Raw genomic sequence first — 15,843 nt, 5'->3', positions numbered from 1 at the left:
CAAGGCTTGCGGTATAGTGCGACACTTGTCTCTCCGAGGCCATGTTGTTCTTCTAGCGTGCCGCTTGGGAGCCGCCTTGATCTGCCGCAAAGCTTCTCCGCTAACATTCGCCGGTTCATGATCATTCAAATCGGTGACTTGCTCACGATCTTCGACCGGCAGTTACGCAAGTTCTGAGCAGGGCCGCGAAAGCGGTCGCCCTGCCATGGCGCCGTTCTGCGACAGGGCGGCTAAAGGCAGCCGGCCTTGCCGCGTTCGGGGCAGAGCCGGAATGCGCTCGACAGCGTGAAAAGGAAGCGTGGGCTGCGACGCTCGTTGTCAGGTGCCCGGTAGCTCAAGGGGACAGCCACGCCTAAGTCGGCATGGAGATCGTCAGGGAGGAAGAAGCGCACACCGGCTCCGGCAGATGTGAGCGACAGGCCATCGCTCAGGCGGTAGCCGTGGTTCCAGACGGCGCCCGCGTCGCCGAAGGCATAGAGCTGATAGCCGGTCCAGTAGCGGAAATTGAGCTTCTGATCGAAGCGCAGCTCGATCGTGCCGGCAAGACCGTTGTCGCCGCTGATCTCGGCTGCGCCATAGCCTCGGCCGAAAGCCGCGCCGCCAAGATAGAACTGCTGCGAAGTGAATAATGGCCGTGACGCGGTTTGGCTCGCAGCCGAGACCTTGATCGACCAGGCATCGTTGAGTGTCTGGTGGCGCGTGAACCACAAGCTCAGCACCGAGAAGTTCGACGAGGCGCCAGCGCGCGATAGCAGATCGTCGTCGAAATGTGATGCGCCAAAGATGTCCAGGCCTTGCCGGAAGCTCGCCGTCGCGAAATTGGTGCCGCCGAAGCCGTCTTGAAGCCTATAGTCGGCGGTCAGGCTCGCCGTCCTGATGTGGTCGTTGTACCACGGCCCGTAAAGGTCATGCTCGGACACATTGCTGAAGGTCATCGCGGCTGTCAGCGTGAGCGTGGACGATTGCGACTGCAGCGGAACGGTGCTGGCACGCAGCTCGAATGCTTCGGTCGTGGTGATGTCGCTGTCGAGGCGTCGGGCGTCGCCGGGCCTCACCGCGCTGTACAGCACCGATGCGCCGAGGCGCAAACCATCGACACCGACCGGCGCGTCGTAGGACATCCGCGCGAAGCCGAGCTCGCGCGGATCGTTGGCAATGGTCGACAGGTTGACCGAAAGGGTGTCGCCGGGCGTGAGGTAGGAATTGAACGCGCCGGTCGCGTAGGTTTGCCAGGGGCCGACCGACGATGATCCGAGATTGTCGAGGCCAAAGGAGGAGAAGACGTGCCAGGTCTTCAAATAGACGATCAGGCGGAAGCGGCCCGTCGTGCCGCCGATCTCCTCCAGCGCGGTATCGGTGATCCGGACGCCCGGTCTGCCGTTGATCAGGAACAGTTGGCGTTCGAGCGTTGCAAGGCGCGAGGGTTGTTCGGCCAGAATCGGCCCGAGCATCGGCCTGACGCCGAACTGTTCGGCGCCATCGCCTTTCAGCTCGGCTTGCACAATGGCGCCTTCGATAATTTGGATCCGGACCCGGCCGTCGGCGATATCCTGCGGCGGCACGATTGCGCGACTTAAGTGGAATCCGGCCTCGCGGTACAGTTCGCTGATCGCGCCGGCAATCGCAGCGAGATTGGCCTGAGAGACCTTCTTGGCAAGGTAGGTCTGATAGACCGCGGCGATGCGATCGCGGGAGATGGCGTGAGCGCCAATGACGTCGATGCCGCGCAGCACAAATTGCGGCTTGGCATCCCCGCCCGGAGTGGGCTGTCCGACGCTCGGCAACCGGACCGGTGGCCGGCCGAGGGATTCCTGCTCGGTCTGGTTATCAAAGTACTTCTCAGGCTGGCGCGGATCGAAGCCCGGCTGGTTCGCCTGTTGTGCGGATGCTTGCAGGGCCCCTGCGAAAATTGGTGCTAACAGCCCGAGAACGCTAAGCAGGTGCCATGTCACACCCCGCACCGCGATCCAGACTCCGTAGTTTAACGGAGATTTCCCGAAAGCTCGGTAAGGGTTCGTTAGCCGCATGATTTTTAATAGTTTTTTATGGTCAATGATTGGTTAAGGCGCCCGCGCGGCTGGCCGACACCTGCTAATTCTCTCTTGAGTGATTTCCGATACTCCTCAGGCTTGGCTGTACTGCGGACTGAGGGATCGCGATGTTGGGCAGAGTTGGAATGCGGTGCGCCTTCGCGGCGGCGCTGATCCTCGCGACGGTTTCCGGTGCGTCCGCCGCGGACGGCGGAGCTTGGTCGGTGAGCAAGGCCTCGGGCGAGGTCTGGGTCGCCACCAGCGGCGCGCAGCAGGTGTCGCTGAAGCAGGAGGAGGCGCTGAAGCCTGGCGATACCATTCGCACCGGGCGTAACGGGCGCGTGCTGCTGGTCCGCGGCGAGGAAACGATGCTGATTTCTCCCAACTCGGTGGTTGGCCTTCCAGCCGAGCAGAAGGAGGGTCTTTCCACCACTATCATCCAGCAGGCAGGTTCGATCCTGCTCGAGGTCCAAAAGCGCAACGTCAAGCATTTCGAGGTCGAGACGCCCTACCTCGCAGCCGTGGTCAAGGGCACGAGGTTCAGCGTCACCGTGGCGGCGGGCAGCACCAAGGTCGGCGTGCTCCGCGGCCAAGTCCAAGTCTCCGACTTCAGGACGGGACAGATTGCCCAGGTCATGCCGGGGCAGGCTGCCACCGTCTTCGAGCACGGCAAGCCTGGTCTCAGTCTGAGCGGCGCAGGCACGTTCAGTCCGATCGAGCAAGGCAAGCCGCGCGCCCCGACCATCGAGCGGGTGCCCGTGCCGAAATCGGGCCTGTCGGCACCGCGCAATGCCGCGAACGGCCATGCAATCCACGCTCTCGGTCCAGTCGACAAGAGCACGAAGGCGGCTGGTGCACCCAAGGCGTCGGGACAGGCGTCCGAGGGGCATGCCCCCAAGCCGGGCGTGGTGCGTATTTCGAACTCGCTCGGCGAGGTCAAGCTGAACGTCCACAAGGTCACGCGCGGCCTCGCTCATGGCGGCGGTGTGCCCGGACAGGTGCGCAACGCGAATGCCAGCACCGACAATCCGACGGTGTGGAGCGACGGCAAGACCAATCCGGCCGCATCCAACAGCGCGGCAGCCAGCGGTGTCGGCAACACAAATGCGACGATCGCCGCGACGACAGCCGGTGCATCGAGCGATGCTCCGCGGGCCAACAACGGAAACGGCGGTGGCAACGGCAACAACGGCAACAACGGCAACAACGGCAACAACGGCAACAACGGTAACGGCGGGAATAACGGCAACAGCGGCAACGGCGGCAACAGCGGCCATGGCAACAATGGGGCCACGGGCAACGGCAGGGGCAATAGCGGCAACGGCGGCAATAGCGGCCATGGCAACGCCTATGGTCACAACCGACGCTGAGGCGATTGTCAGGGGATGACGGGGGCGCACCCGTAGGAAGCGGGTGCGCGGGAGGGTCGAGTGAAACGCTATCGGCCGCATATTCTGGTTGTGATCGCGCTCGCGATCGTGCTGTCCACGGGATGGCATGGTTCGCTTCGCAATGCGCTCACCGACCTTCGGTTCGCCTGGCAATCGCGTGATGCCAGCGGCAAGATCGTGGTCGTGGCCATCGACGCGCCGTCGATCGATCAGATCGGGGTCTGGCCCTGGCCGCGCCGGCTGCACGCGGAGCTGCTGCGCAGACTCGAGGCGGCGGGAGCGCAGGACATTGCCTTCGATGTCGATTTCAGCACGCCGTCCGATTCGGCCTCCGACGAGGCTTTCGCACGCGCGCTTCGGGAGGTTGGGGGCTCGACGATTCTTCCGTCCTTCAAGCAGCCGACGCAGAATGGTGGCCCGGCTCACGTCAACCGCCCGCTGAAGTCGTTCAGCAACCAGTCGTGGCCGGCCGTCGTCAATGTCGCCGTGGAAACCGATGGGCTCGTGCGCCGCTATCCGTTCGACGAGAAGATCGGCGGCGCTTTCATGCCCTCGATGGCGGTCGTGCTGGCGGGCCAGGACGCCAATCGCCGGCGGCCCTTCCTGATCGACTTCAGCATTCGCGCGGCCTCCATTCCCGCCGTCTCCTATGTTGACGTGCTGCGCGGCGATGCCGCCACTCTCGGCAAGCTGAAAGACAAGAAGGTCGTCATCGGTGCCACTGCGCTCGAGCTTGGCGACCGATTCAGTGTTCCCAACGGCAGGATCATCTCCGGACCGGTCCTCCAGGCGCTGGCCGCTGAATCGATCCTTCAGAACCGGATGCTGCGTTGGACATCAAATATCGGCATGATACTCGGCCTGGGCGCAGTCTGCCTGCTGATGGTCTATTCGTGGCGCCGCTTCGCACCCAGCAGTCGGGTGGCAATCCTGATCGGAGCCGGCGTAACCGTCGAGCTGGCCGCTGCCTTCGTGCAGGCGAGATGGCCGCTCGTCATCGACACATCGCTGTTCCACATCGCTGTCATCGCCTACCTGACGGCAATTGCGCTGGACGAAATCGACTTCCGTAGTCTGCTTGGACGCATCGCCGAGAGCCGATTTCACCGCATCGCGATGTCGCTCGGCGACGGGCTCGTCTGCACCGATGGGGAACACCGGATCACGGTCTGGAATCCCGGCGCGAGCGCGATCTTCGGCTACATGCCGGCCGAGATCATCGGCCGCCGGTTCGACACGCTGTGCGCCGTGCCAACGGACGGCGACGCAAGACCTTCAATGCTCGATGATGCGCGCCAGGCGCTTCTGGTGCCGGGCGGGGCGGTCGTCGTCGAGTTCGAGGGCCGACGTAAGAACGGTGAAACCTTTCCCGTCGAAGCGAGCTTCTCGGGGTGGCAGGGAACGGACGGCTTTCAATACGGAGCGATCCTACGCGACATTTCAGTTCGCAAACGCGAAGCTGAACGTATCAGATACCTGGCCGAACACGACGCGCTGACCGGTCTTGCCAACCGGCCCATGCTGCATGTGGCCCTCACCGATCTGATCAGTGCGGCGGAGCGGCGGTCCTGCGGTGTCGCACTGCTCGTGCTCGGCCTGGATGGCTTCCAAGAGATCAATAACATGCTCGGGCACTCGGCCGGAGACCTCGTGCTGCGCGCGGTCGCTGAGCGTCTGCGGAGCGAAGTCGACGGCAAAGCGATCGTCGCCCGGCTCAGCGGCGACGAATTCGCCATAGCCATCGATTGCCTGGAAGCCGGCGAACCGATCGCAGAGTTTGCTGAGCGGATCGCGCAGGCGTTTCAAGCCCCGCTTTCAGCAGGCAAGCGGCAGCACCGGGTCGGGATCAGCGTCGGCGTTGCCGTCTATCCGGAAGGCGGGCAGAATGCCGACGATCTTCTGAGCAACGGCCATCTGGCGCTGAGCCGCGCGAAGGCAACGCGGCGCGGCAGCCATGTCATCTTCGAGACTGCGATCAGGCAGGAGCTCGAGAATCGGCTGACGCTGGAGAGCGAGCTGGCGCTTGCCGCGGATCGCGGCGAGTTCGAGCTGTTCTACCAGCCGCAGGTTCGCCTGATCGACGGCAGCCTAGTCGGGGCCGAAGCGCTCATCCGCTGGCGACATCCGGTGCGCGGCTATGTTTCGCCCGCGGAGTTCATGCCGGTGGTTAACACCTCTGCGCTGTCGGAGCGGATCGCGAACTGGGTGATGGAGACCGCCTGCCGTCAAGCGCGCGCCTGGGAATTGTCCGGCAACAACGTGCGCGTCGCGATCAACCTCTCGCCCTCGCAGCTTCAATCGGGCGATCTCGCGCACTCAGTTGCAGCACTGCTCGAAACGACCGGGCTGACGCCGTCGCTTCTCGAAATCGAAGTTACCGAGGATATCCTGCTTCATGACGAGCGCCGTGTGCTCGACTTGTTCAAGAGAATTCAAAACCTCGGCGTCCGCGTCCTGTTCGATGATTTCGGCACCGGTTATGCGAGCCTGAGCTATCTCAAGAAGTTCCCTCTCGACGGACTCAAGATCGACCGGTCGTTCGTGTTCGGTCTTCTTGCCAACTCCGACGATGCCGCCATCGTCGGCTCGACCATCGGCCTCAGCAAGCAACTCGGTCTCACGGTGGTGGCCGAAGGTATCGAGAACAAGGCAACGGCCGACTTCCTGGTCAGCATGGGATGCGAAGAAGGGCAGGGATATTTCTTCGGCCGTCCGATGCCGGCCGAGGCATTTGAAAAGCAATTCCTGGCGGTCCGGATCGAGGCCATCAGCGCAGCCTGAGCAGGTTGGCCTCGCTGCTAAAGCGCGATGAGATCTGGAAGAATCGTCATCGCGCTTTAGGTTATTGATTCAGCATGATGCTTTGGAAAAGCCGCTGCACACTCAGGATCAGCTCTAGCGCCGGCGCGCGACTGCGACGCCGAAGAGGAACGCGACGAACAGACTGGCAAGCGGCGCCTCGCGGGTGATCGCTGCGACTGTCGCAAGCGCCCCGCCAGGTTTCCGCGATTCCTCGACGGCGGAGGTAACACGACCTACGGCGGCGTGCAGACCTCCGGCGACTTCACCGATCGTGCGGGAAACGTCCGCCGCCGTGTCGATGGCACGTTCGGCCATGCCGGGTTGGGATGTGGATTGCGGTATCTCCGTGCTCAAGGGCGTGACCTCCAGGCCTGACGATGGAGGCCGACACCGTTGGCTATCCGCGCGAGCGCTTTTTTGAACAGCGGGTCTGATGACCTTTGGTTATCTGCAACAGGCGCCGTGGTCGACGGCGGGTGCCGGCCTGGATGGGCAATTCAGCAGGGATGGTTTTGTTCCGATGACACGTCGGCCAACGCGCGGGCTTCCCGGGAAACGACGGGTGCGAATCTCTGTTAGGCTGGGTCAACCTTGCTGATGTAGGAGACAGCCGTGACCGATCGGACCATGACGGATCGAGCCCGGCGCATCGCTTTGCTCGGCGCTCCCATCGACATGGGGGCTTCTCAGCGTGGCACCTTGATGGGGCCCGCGGCGCTGCGCACCGCCGGCCTTGCGACGCTGCTCGAAAGCCTGGATTTCGATGTCGTCGATTGTGGCGATCTGTCCGTGGCTGAACTTCGGGACCTTGCCGACAAGCCGCCCCAAAACGCCAATCATTACCGCGAAATCCAACGCTGGACGCGCGCCCTGAGCCGCAGGGGCTATGAGATCGCGACAACCGGCGCGCTGCCGATCTTCCTCGGTGGCGATCACACGCTGTCGATGGGGTCGGTCAATGCGATGGCGCGCCATTGGCAGGAGCGCGGACGCGAACTCTTCGTGCTCTGGCTCGATGCCCACGCCGATTACAACACGCCGGAGACGACGATCACCGCAAACATGCACGGCATGTCGGCCGCCTTCCTCTGCGGCGAGCCCGGCCTCGAGGGCCTGCTCGGCGACGAACCGCGCGCCTCGATTGGTCCGGACAAGCTGGACCTATTCGGCGCGCGTTCGATCGACAAGCTCGAAAAGGAGTTGATGCGCTCGCGTCGGATCCGGATCGTGGACATGCGGCAGATCGACGAGTTTGGCGTCGCCGTCTTGATCCGCCGCGTCATCGAGCGGGTCAAGGCGAGCAACGGTGTGCTGCATGTCAGCTTCGATGTCGATTTTCTCGATCCATGCGTAGCGCCGGGCGTCGGCACGACAGTGCCGGGCGGAGCCACCTATCGCGAGGCGCACCTCATCATGGAGCTGCTGCACGATTCCGGCGTCGTCGGGTCGGTCGACATTGTCGAGCTGAATCCCTTCCTGGATGAGCGTGGTCGGACGGCGCGTACGGCTGTCGAGCTGATCGGTAGCCTGTTCGGCCAACAGATTACCGATCGGCCGACCCCGAGCAACGCGATCGCGCCGGGCGAGTGACCCGATCGACAAGGCATGGATGAGGGAACTCGCCGCGCCCCGCGCCGAAGATTCTAGCGACTTGTCGAGGAACGCTTACGGTAAAGCTCTCCCTGGGATCGCTCAAGGTCATTGAAATCGCAGGCGGGATCGCCTAGTTCATTGCTGTGCAGCACGGCTTCGCTCAACGCTTCCGTCGACTCGCCAGAGCAGCCATGTTCGTGGCGATATGGGCGTTCGTGCTTCAGGTGAGCCTGATTTCGGTTTCGCAGGTACAGGCGGCCATTGGCACCATGCCGGCGCCTTCTGTCGCATTGAGCGGGTCGCTGCATTTCCATGATCAGCTGGCGGGCCACGTGCATTCCCATGGAGATGACGACTCCGAGGGCCACGTTCATGACGGGCCGGATCACGGCGAGGGTGGTGCCCCGGGCGTGGCCTGGGACATGTTCGGCACCTCGATCGCCTCGCCGCACTTCATTCACCTGCCCAGCTCGTTCGAAGTGCTCGGTGCCATCGAGCTGCCGCTTGCACGCGCGCTTGTCGGAATGAGCCCAGAGGCGCTCGTTCGGCCGCCAAGTACCTTCAGCATCGCGTAGTTCCGGCGGCCCGCTCGGCCGCCGCCTTTTCGCATGTCTGAAGGACTTTTTCATGTTGATCAATCGGCGCTGCCCGAAAGGGCGGCTTGGTATCCTTGGGCTGGCCGGCCTTGGCTTGGTCGCGAGCCTGTTCTTTGGTTTCTCGAGCGCCCTTGGCCATGAGGGACACGATCACGGCGAAGCCGACAAACCGGCGGTTGTTTCGTCGGCCTACCCACGCGTGGCCGCGCGGTCCGAGCTGTACGAGGTCGTCGGTATCCTGAAAGACGGCAAGCTTTCCGTCTTCATTGACGATGCGACCACGAACGAGCCGGTTTCAGATGCGGCCTTGCAGATCACGGTCGGCGAGTCCGAGCCGGTCAATGCCGAGAACGTGGGGAAGGGGGTCTACTCCGCCGGAATTCCCAGTGGCACGCCGTCCGGATCAGTTGAAGTCATCTTCTCGATCACCGCGAGCAAGGGAAACGATCTGCTGGTGGACTCGCTCGTGCCGGTGCGTGCCGCCGTTGCCCGGCCCACGGAACAAAAGCACGAGCACGGTCCGCTCTTTTCCAGCCGAACCGCGATCGCCGCCTCTGCCCTTGCGGCTGTGGGATTCGGTCTGCTCTTTGCTTATTGGCGACAACGTGGCCGCAGCATGGCTGCCTCCATCTGCGCCGTGATGGCAGGAGCCTTCGTCATTCTCGCGGCCATCGTGTTCGGCGAGGGCCCGACGAACGCAACGCGACCAAATCCGCCGGAAGCTCCCGCACTGAGCGATGCCCCGCGGCGCCTGCAAGACGGCACCGTCTTTGCAGCCAAGCCGACGCAGCGGCTGCTTGATGTGCGGACCGCCGCGGCCGAGCCGCGGACAATTCGACCCGCGGTTACGCTGATCGGCCGCGTCATGGCCGCTCCCGACCGCAGCAGCATCGTGCAGAGCATCTACGGGGGGCGCGTTGTTCCCGGCAGTGACGGCATACCTCGCATCGGACAATCTGTCCGCAAGGGCGATCTGCTCATTCAGATCGAACCGAGTCTGCCAATCGCGGATCGGACGACGATCCTCGAGAAAGTCGGCGAGATCGAGCAGCTGATGGCGGTGACGGAAAACAAGCTGGGGCGTCTGAGGCCGCTGGCCGACCGCGGCGCGGTGCCCCAAGGGCAGGTCAACGACCTCGAGAGCGAGTTGGAGGGCCTGCGGGCGCGCCGCGAAACCGTCCGAAATTCCCGCACCGATTTTGAAGAGCTGCGGGCGCCGACCGGCGGCATCATCACGTCCGCCAAAGTCGTGCCGGGGCAAGTCATCCAACCGCAAGACGTCCTGTTTCAGATCGCGGACCCTCGCAGCCTCTGGGTCGAGGCATTGGCCTATGACGATATAGGCTCGAAGCAGCCGGAAGCCGCAACCGCAATGTCCCCGAGCGGGCAGCAGATCGCACTGACCTTCGTTGGAACAAGCCGAACACTGCGCCAGCATGCAGCCGTCGTTCAGTTTGCGATACCGGAGCCGCCGACGGGCCTCAATATCGGCCAACCGCTCAACGTGATGGTCCAGACCGGCACTCCCGTGGCGGGTCTGATCTTCCCGCGCGAAGCCGTCGTTCGGAGCGGCAATGGCGAGACCATCGTCTGGCTGCACTCCGGGCCCGAGCGCTTCGAGCCGAAGCCGGTCCGCGTGCTGCCGGTCGACGCGGCCCGCGTGATCGTGGCGGCCGGCCTCAACGAGGGTGAACGCATCGTCGTTCGCGGTACCGACCTCATCAACCAGATCCGGTAGATCGCTCATGTTCAAGCGCATCGTCGAGACAAGCTTGCGTCATCGCTTGTTCGTGCTGGCTGTAGCCGCCGTGCTGGTTGGCTACGGCCTGTTTGTCCTGCCGAGCGTTTCTGTCGACGTCTTGCCGGACATCAATCGCCCGACCGTCAACATCCTGACTGAGGCCGAGGGACTGGCGCCCCAGGAGGTGGAACAGCTGGTGACGTTTCCGATTGAAACGTCGATGAACGGCATGCCTGGCGTGATCCGGCTACGCTCGGTTTCAGGCGTCGGTCTGTCGGTCGTCTACGTCGAATTCGACTGGGGTGTCGACGTCTACCGGGCCCGGCAATTCGTCTCGGAGCGGCTGGCGCTGATCCGCGAACAATTGCCTGCTTCGGTCAATCCCCAGATGGGGCCGGTGACGTCGATCATGGGCGAGATCATGCTGATCGCGCTGACCAGCGATGGCACGGCGTCGCCCATGGACGTGCGCGAGATCGCCGACTTCGTCGTCAGACCGCAGCTCCTTGCCATTCCCGGCGTCGCCCAGGTCATACCCATCGGCGGCGAGGTCCGCCAGTACCGCGTGACGCCAAACGTCGCGACAATGCAGGCGCTCGGCATCGACCATGACCAGATCGAGCGGGCGGTCGCAAAGTTCGGCACCAACAGCGGCGGTGGCTTTGTTGACCAGCACGGCCGCGAATACCTGATCCGCAACGTTGGAATCACCAGGAGGATCGAAGATCTCGCTAACACTGTCGTTGCCAACCGCGACCAGCAGCCGATCCTGCTGAAGCAGGTCGCGTCGGTCGATTTTGCAGCGCGCACCAAGCGGGGCGACGCCGGGTACAACGGCAAGCCTGCCGTCATCATCAGCGTGATGAAGCAGCCGGCTGCGGATACCGTGGCGCTGACGGGCAATATTGAAGCCACGCTCAGGGAGCTGCAACGCAGCATGCGCGATGGGATCAACGTTACCAACGTGCAATTCCGGCAGGCCACCTTCATCGAAACATCGATAACCAATGTCGAGCGCGTTCTCGTCGAGGCCGCAGTCGTCGTCGCCGTCATCCTGTTCGTGTTCCTGATGAACGGACGCGCCGCGCTCGTTTCCCTGACCGCCATTCCAATATCGGTCCTCGTGACAATCCTGGTGTTCCGCGCCTTTGGTCTCACGATCAACACCATGACGCTTGGCGGCCTTGCCATCGCCATCGGCGAACTGGTCGACGATGCCGTGGTGGACGTTGAAAACATTCTGCGGCGCTTGCGGGAAAACGCCGCGCTGAGCATGCCACGTCCTGCTCTGGAAGTGATTTCCGCGGCCAGCCAGGAGGTCCGCTCCAGCATCGTCTATGCAACGATGATCATCGTTCTCGTCTTCGTGCCGCTGTTCGCCCTTCCGGGTATCGAGGGGCGGCTGTTCACGCCGCTTGGCGTGGCCTATGTGGTCTCGATCCTTGCTTCGCTGCTGACGTCGATCACCGTAACGCCGGTCCTAGCCTACTATCTGCTTTCGGGACGAACTCGTTCAGGTGACCGCGAGAGCCCGATCGTCACCAAGCTGAAGCAGGCCAACCGGCGGGTCCTCGGATGGGCTTTCGAGCGGCGTGGCCTGGTGCTGGGCTCCGTCGCGGCGGCGGTCGTCGTGGCAGGTTACTCCGCGAGCCAGATGCCCCGCAGTTTTCTTCCCCCCTTCAACGAAGGAACGCTGGTGCTGTCGCTGCAATACAATCCTGGCATTTCGCTCGCGGAATCGAACCGCCTAGGACTGTTGGCGGAGCAGTTGCTCGCAAGGATACCCGAAGTGAGATCGGTCGGACGCCGTACTGGCCGCGCCGAGCTCGATGAGCACGCCGAAGGCGTGCACTTCAGCGAGATCGATGTCGATCTGGTTCCGTCGAAGCGCCAGAAGGCGGATATTTATGCGAGCGTTCGGGAATCCCTTTCCGCACTGCCGGCGTCGGTTGCCATCGGACAGCCGATCAGCCATCGCCTGGATCATCTTCAGTCCGGCATCCGTGCGCAGATCGTGCTCAAGATCTTCGGGCAGGACATGGAGATATTGCGGCGCCTGTCGGAGACCGTGCGCCAGCGTCTCTCAGCCGTTCCCGGTCTGGTCGATCTACAGGTCGAGAAGCAGGTACTGATTCCGCAAGTGCGGGTTCAGGTCGATCATGCTCGCGCCGCACTTCATGGCCTGACGCCGGCCGCGATTACGCAGGCGCTCGATACCTTGTCCAATGGCCGAAAGGTCTCCCAGATCGTCGACGGCAATCGCCGTTTTGACGTCGTGATGCGCCTGGCGGAGCAAGACCGTTCCACAACGGGACTGCAAAATCTGCTCATTCCGACCGGCCCGGAGTTCGTTCCGCTGAGCGCACTGGCCGACGTGGTCGAGACAGATGGGCCGAACCAGATTCAACGGGAGGGGACTCAGCGCAGGATCGTTGTCTATGGCAACGGAGACGGGCGCCGCGACACCGCCGACATCGCTGCCGACATTCAGAATGCGCTTCGAGAACTCGACTTGCCGCAAGGCTACACGACCAAGCTCGAAGGCGCCTTTCAGGCGCAGCAGGAAGCCTCCTGGCGCATCGGCATTCTATCCCTGGGGTCCCTGACGCTGATCTTCCTCGTCCTTTACAGCCGATACCGATCAACCGCGCTGTCGCTGATCATCATGGGTGGCATACCACTCGCCCTCATCGGCAGCGTTGCGGCGCTGAAGGTCTCCGGCCAGCCTCTGTCGGTGGCGTCGATGATCGGCTTCATCACGCTTGCCGGCATCTCGGCGCGCAACGGCATTTTGAAGATCTCCCACTACATCAATCTCGCCGTTCATGAAGGTGAACGTTTTGGAACCGGGTTGGTTACTCGAGGCAGCATGGAGCGCCTCAGTCCCGTTCTCATGACGGCACTCTGCGCAGGGCTGGCCCTGACGCCGCTCTTGATCGGGGCTGACGAGCCCGGCCGGGAAATCCTTCATCCCGTAGCCGTGACAATCTTCGGCGGTCTGCTCAGCGCCACAATTCTCGACACTGTCGTGACCCCGATCCTGTTTCTCATCTTCGGCAAGCAGCCGCTGGAGCAGCTGGTAGCCGGCCATACCGCAACCTTCCCAACCGCGGAAACCTACTGAAATCCGCACAAGCTCGAGGACCCACCCATGAGAACGTGTATTCCAGCAGCCATGATGGTCGTGATCGCCGCAATGCCCAACCTTGCAACGGCCCAGACGAAGGGCAGCAACGGCGGCCCCGTCGTCAAATCGCAGGGCCACCCGATCGAGTTTGTCCGCAAGGGCACAGACATCGTCTTTTATGTCGGTGACGATGATGGTTCTCCGCTCTCGACCAAGGACATGCGGGGACGGGCAACGGTTCAGGATGGCGGTAAGACCATCACCGTTCCGCTTGCTCCCGCCAGCCCCAACCTGATGAAGGGGACGCTGCAGACCGAGTTGTCGCCGAAGGCCATCGTGGTGTTTTCTGCGAGCTTGCACGGTCATTCGCTCACCGCCAGATACACAGTGGACTAGCTGCCACTCTCTGCGCGCCAAATTCGGCCAACCTTCTTCGGCGAGGGAGCGCTCAAGCCGCGCCCACGTTCGGCGCGACGGCCGACCCGACGAGAGCCTCCCGGAACCGGGTGGCAAACCAGGAGATCGTGAAGTGAGGCCGCGCTCATTCGGAGTGCGGCCCCTTCGTGAGATGAGCGAAACGCTTACCAGTGGTGATGATTCCAACGGTGCCGCACGACGGGATAGGATCCGCGGTAATAGGCGTGAGCGGGACGCACGACGCGGCGATAGCGGTAGCCGTAGGAAACCGGCTGCGTATAATACGTGGTCGTGGTGTATCCGCCGCCCCAGCGGTACGGTGCATCATATCCGTAGTCGTAAGCGTATGGACCGCCATAGTAGCCAGCGCGGTAGTAGCCTGGAGCGTAGCCATAGCCAGGCCCCCAACCATACGCGGAGGAGGCGAGCCCGCCGATAACGGCCCCTGCAACAAGGCCGCCCGCGATGCCGGGTCCCCAGCCTCGCCAATGAGCTTCCGCGGGAGACGTCGCCGCGACCGAGCTGAGACCGATAGTGCCGGCTACCAGTGTCGACATTGCAATCTTCTTCATCGCGATACCCTTTCACATGACATTGCTTCCGCCCCGGCAATAACGGGAAAAATAGGCAATGGTTGCTAGTGTGCGGTTGGCAGCTACGTCGGCAGCTCCTCCGACGCACGCGGACGCCCTGGAGCGGAATGGCTTCAGGTTGAACCGAATGCCGCGGGTGGTTCACCTCTCGCGCCTGCGGGAGAGGTCGGCGCGAAGCTCCGGGTGAGGGCTGTCTCCTCTTGGGGAGCGGTCCCATCGGAAGCACCCTCTCTCCAACCCTCTCCCGCAAGCGGCAGGGCAATCGCATATGCGGAAACGCGGCGGGAAGCTCGCGTGCAACCCTCCTTCGAGACGCCCGCCTCCGGCGGCCCTCAGGATGAGGACCACGTGCGCGGCAGCAGCTTCAGTGAGCGCGGTGCCACTTAGCCTCATCCCGAGGAGACCGCGACGCGGTCGTCTCGGCGGACGAGGCGCTTGCTCAGGCAGTTCCGAAAGGTCATGTGCGATAGCTCTGCGCAAGCGGGAGAGGGAGCGCACCTCCGTCGTTCCAGCGAGCAAGCGTTGGCCCATCATGCTTGGTCTCGTCGGCGCGTTCCGTCACCGGAATCGGGAAAAATAGGAAACCTTCTGGAGCGCCTTAGAGTTGGCACGGATGGATCCGGCCTTCGGAGAGCAAGCGTGGTCGACGATGCCGTCTTGAAGAACGCCGCGGAGACCGCCTGGACAGTGTACCGGGCGCAGCATCCTGATGTCGACGCGTTCGACAGCCGGCGATGCCTGCTGGAACGCCACCTGCACAGGAGAGGGGAAGAGCGCGAAAGCGATGCCGAGGAACTCGCCAGCTTCGGGATAGCCTACTTGCATCGACTTCCCAGCGATGAATGTTGATGAACATGAAAATGCTCGTTGCACGCGTGGCTCGCGGAAGCACAAGGCCGAGTTGGACGCTGCTCGCGATTTCGTTTCTCATCTCGGCGGTCATCGTGATCGCCTTGCGCATCATGTTCGGGAGCTAGTGGCGGCCACACCGGGGAGCCCAAGCTTGCGGCTCAAACCCCGAGAGTCTCCACCCCCCGCAATCAGCTTCAAAACGCACCGACGGCTGCGGACGAGATGTTCGCTCAATGAACAATGGGCAATGCCAGCCTTGCACCGCAACGCCGGCGCGCTCCTCCTGCAGACTCGGATGGCACCGCCTTATTGCAAGGGACTGCAGTCCAGCAGCTTGATCCTGCCGACGGCATCAAACGCCAAAAGCGCGCTCATGACGCCCGTGCTGGTGACATAGGAGATAACCGTCCCGTTGTCGGAGGGATTGAGGTCGTCCAAGGTACCCGCCGGAAAGTTCTGGAGACGATCGATCCAATAGGCACGAAGTGCCTCCCGGCCGGTGATGGTTTGGGCGCCGGAGCAGCCGCAGTGCACCACGGCATCGTCGGCATGAAGTTCCATGATGGTCTCGAGATCACCCGCGCGGTAGGCGTCAAGCCAATCGACCGCAACGGCCATCGGGTCAAACGACATATTTGTCACTTTGTACCGTCCAAACTGAGTCAGGTGGGAACCAAATCGATTGATTTTATTTTAGTATC

At 62.9% G+C, this 15,843-nt stretch carries 12 protein-coding genes; 8 read left to right on the top strand and 4 right to left on the bottom strand.

Annotation, left to right across the window (positions count from 1 at the left end):
* Positions 1-230 precede the first annotated feature (230 nt).
* Positions 231-2,027: a ShlB/FhaC/HecB family hemolysin secretion/activation protein gene (locus tag K408_RS0135445; protein ID WP_024343280.1), complete on the bottom strand. Its 1,797-nt coding sequence runs from the start codon at positions 2,025-2,027 to the stop codon at positions 231-233.
* Between the two features lie 131 nt (positions 2,028-2,158).
* On the opposite strand from K408_RS0135445, the gene K408_RS0135440 reads away from it, so the two are divergent.
* Positions 2,159-3,400, top strand: a complete 1,242-nt coding sequence (locus K408_RS0135440; protein ID WP_024343279.1) for a FecR family protein — start codon at positions 2,159-2,161, stop codon at positions 3,398-3,400.
* 60 nt (positions 3,401-3,460) lie between these two features.
* Positions 3,461-6,202, top strand: coding sequence for an EAL domain-containing protein (locus tag K408_RS0135435; RefSeq protein ID WP_024343278.1), 2,742 nt, complete (start codon positions 3,461-3,463; stop codon positions 6,200-6,202).
* A gap of 114 nt (positions 6,203-6,316) precedes the next feature.
* On the opposite strand, the gene K408_RS0135430 is transcribed toward K408_RS0135435, so the two are convergent.
* Positions 6,317-6,577 (bottom strand): hypothetical protein, encoded by a 261-nt coding sequence (locus K408_RS0135430; RefSeq protein ID WP_024343277.1) that lies wholly within the window; start codon positions 6,575-6,577, stop codon positions 6,317-6,319.
* Between the two features lie 258 nt (positions 6,578-6,835).
* Between K408_RS0135430 and rocF the strand changes: the two genes are divergently transcribed.
* The 5 genes from rocF to K408_RS0135405 all read left to right on the top strand — a co-directional run bounded on the left by rocF (position 6,836) and on the right by K408_RS0135405 (position 13,676).
* Entirely contained in the window at positions 6,836-7,813 is a 978-nt protein-coding gene (rocF, locus tag K408_RS0135425) for an arginase (protein WP_024343276.1), read from the top strand.
* 194 nt (positions 7,814-8,007) lie between these two features.
* Positions 8,008-8,391, top strand: coding sequence for a hypothetical protein (locus tag K408_RS0135420; RefSeq protein WP_024343275.1), 384 nt, complete (start codon positions 8,008-8,010; stop codon positions 8,389-8,391).
* Between the two features lie 52 nt (positions 8,392-8,443).
* A complete protein-coding gene (locus tag K408_RS0135415; RefSeq protein WP_024343274.1) occupies positions 8,444-10,150 on the top strand; it encodes an efflux RND transporter periplasmic adaptor subunit in 1,707 nt (568 codons plus the stop codon).
* 7 nt (positions 10,151-10,157) lie between these two features.
* Positions 10,158-13,277 carry an efflux RND transporter permease subunit gene (locus K408_RS0135410; protein ID WP_024343273.1) on the top strand — a complete coding sequence of 1,040 codons (3,120 nt, stop codon included), beginning with the start codon at positions 10,158-10,160 and terminating at the stop codon, positions 13,275-13,277.
* 51 nt (positions 13,278-13,328) lie between these two features.
* Positions 13,329-13,676 (top strand): hypothetical protein, encoded by a 348-nt coding sequence (locus K408_RS0135405; RefSeq protein ID WP_051160787.1) that lies wholly within the window; start codon positions 13,329-13,331, stop codon positions 13,674-13,676.
* Positions 13,677-13,861: 185 nt separating this feature from the next.
* Here the strand turns inward: K408_RS0135405 and K408_RS44045 are convergent, their stop codons facing one another.
* Positions 13,862-14,269 carry a hypothetical protein gene (locus K408_RS44045; RefSeq protein WP_024343271.1) on the bottom strand — a complete coding sequence of 136 codons (408 nt, stop codon included), beginning with the start codon at positions 14,267-14,269 and terminating at the stop codon, positions 13,862-13,864.
* 660 nt (positions 14,270-14,929) lie between these two features.
* Here K408_RS44045 and K408_RS41650 point away from each other — a divergent pair.
* Positions 14,930-15,139 carry a hypothetical protein gene (locus K408_RS41650; RefSeq protein WP_080655016.1) on the top strand — a complete coding sequence of 70 codons (210 nt, stop codon included), beginning with the start codon at positions 14,930-14,932 and terminating at the stop codon, positions 15,137-15,139.
* Between the two features lie 309 nt (positions 15,140-15,448).
* Here K408_RS41650 and K408_RS0135385 read toward each other — a convergent pair whose 3' ends face one another.
* Positions 15,449-15,775 (bottom strand): nuclear transport factor 2 family protein, encoded by a 327-nt coding sequence (locus K408_RS0135385; RefSeq protein WP_024343269.1) that lies wholly within the window; start codon positions 15,773-15,775, stop codon positions 15,449-15,451.
* Positions 15,776-15,843: the final 68 nt, after the last annotated feature.

The organism is Bradyrhizobium sp. in8p8 (assembly GCF_000426845.1).
GTDB classification, from domain to species: domain Bacteria; phylum Pseudomonadota; class Alphaproteobacteria; order Rhizobiales; family Xanthobacteraceae; genus Bradyrhizobium; species Bradyrhizobium japonicum_C.
This window is presented reverse-complemented; position numbering and strand designations above follow the sequence as displayed.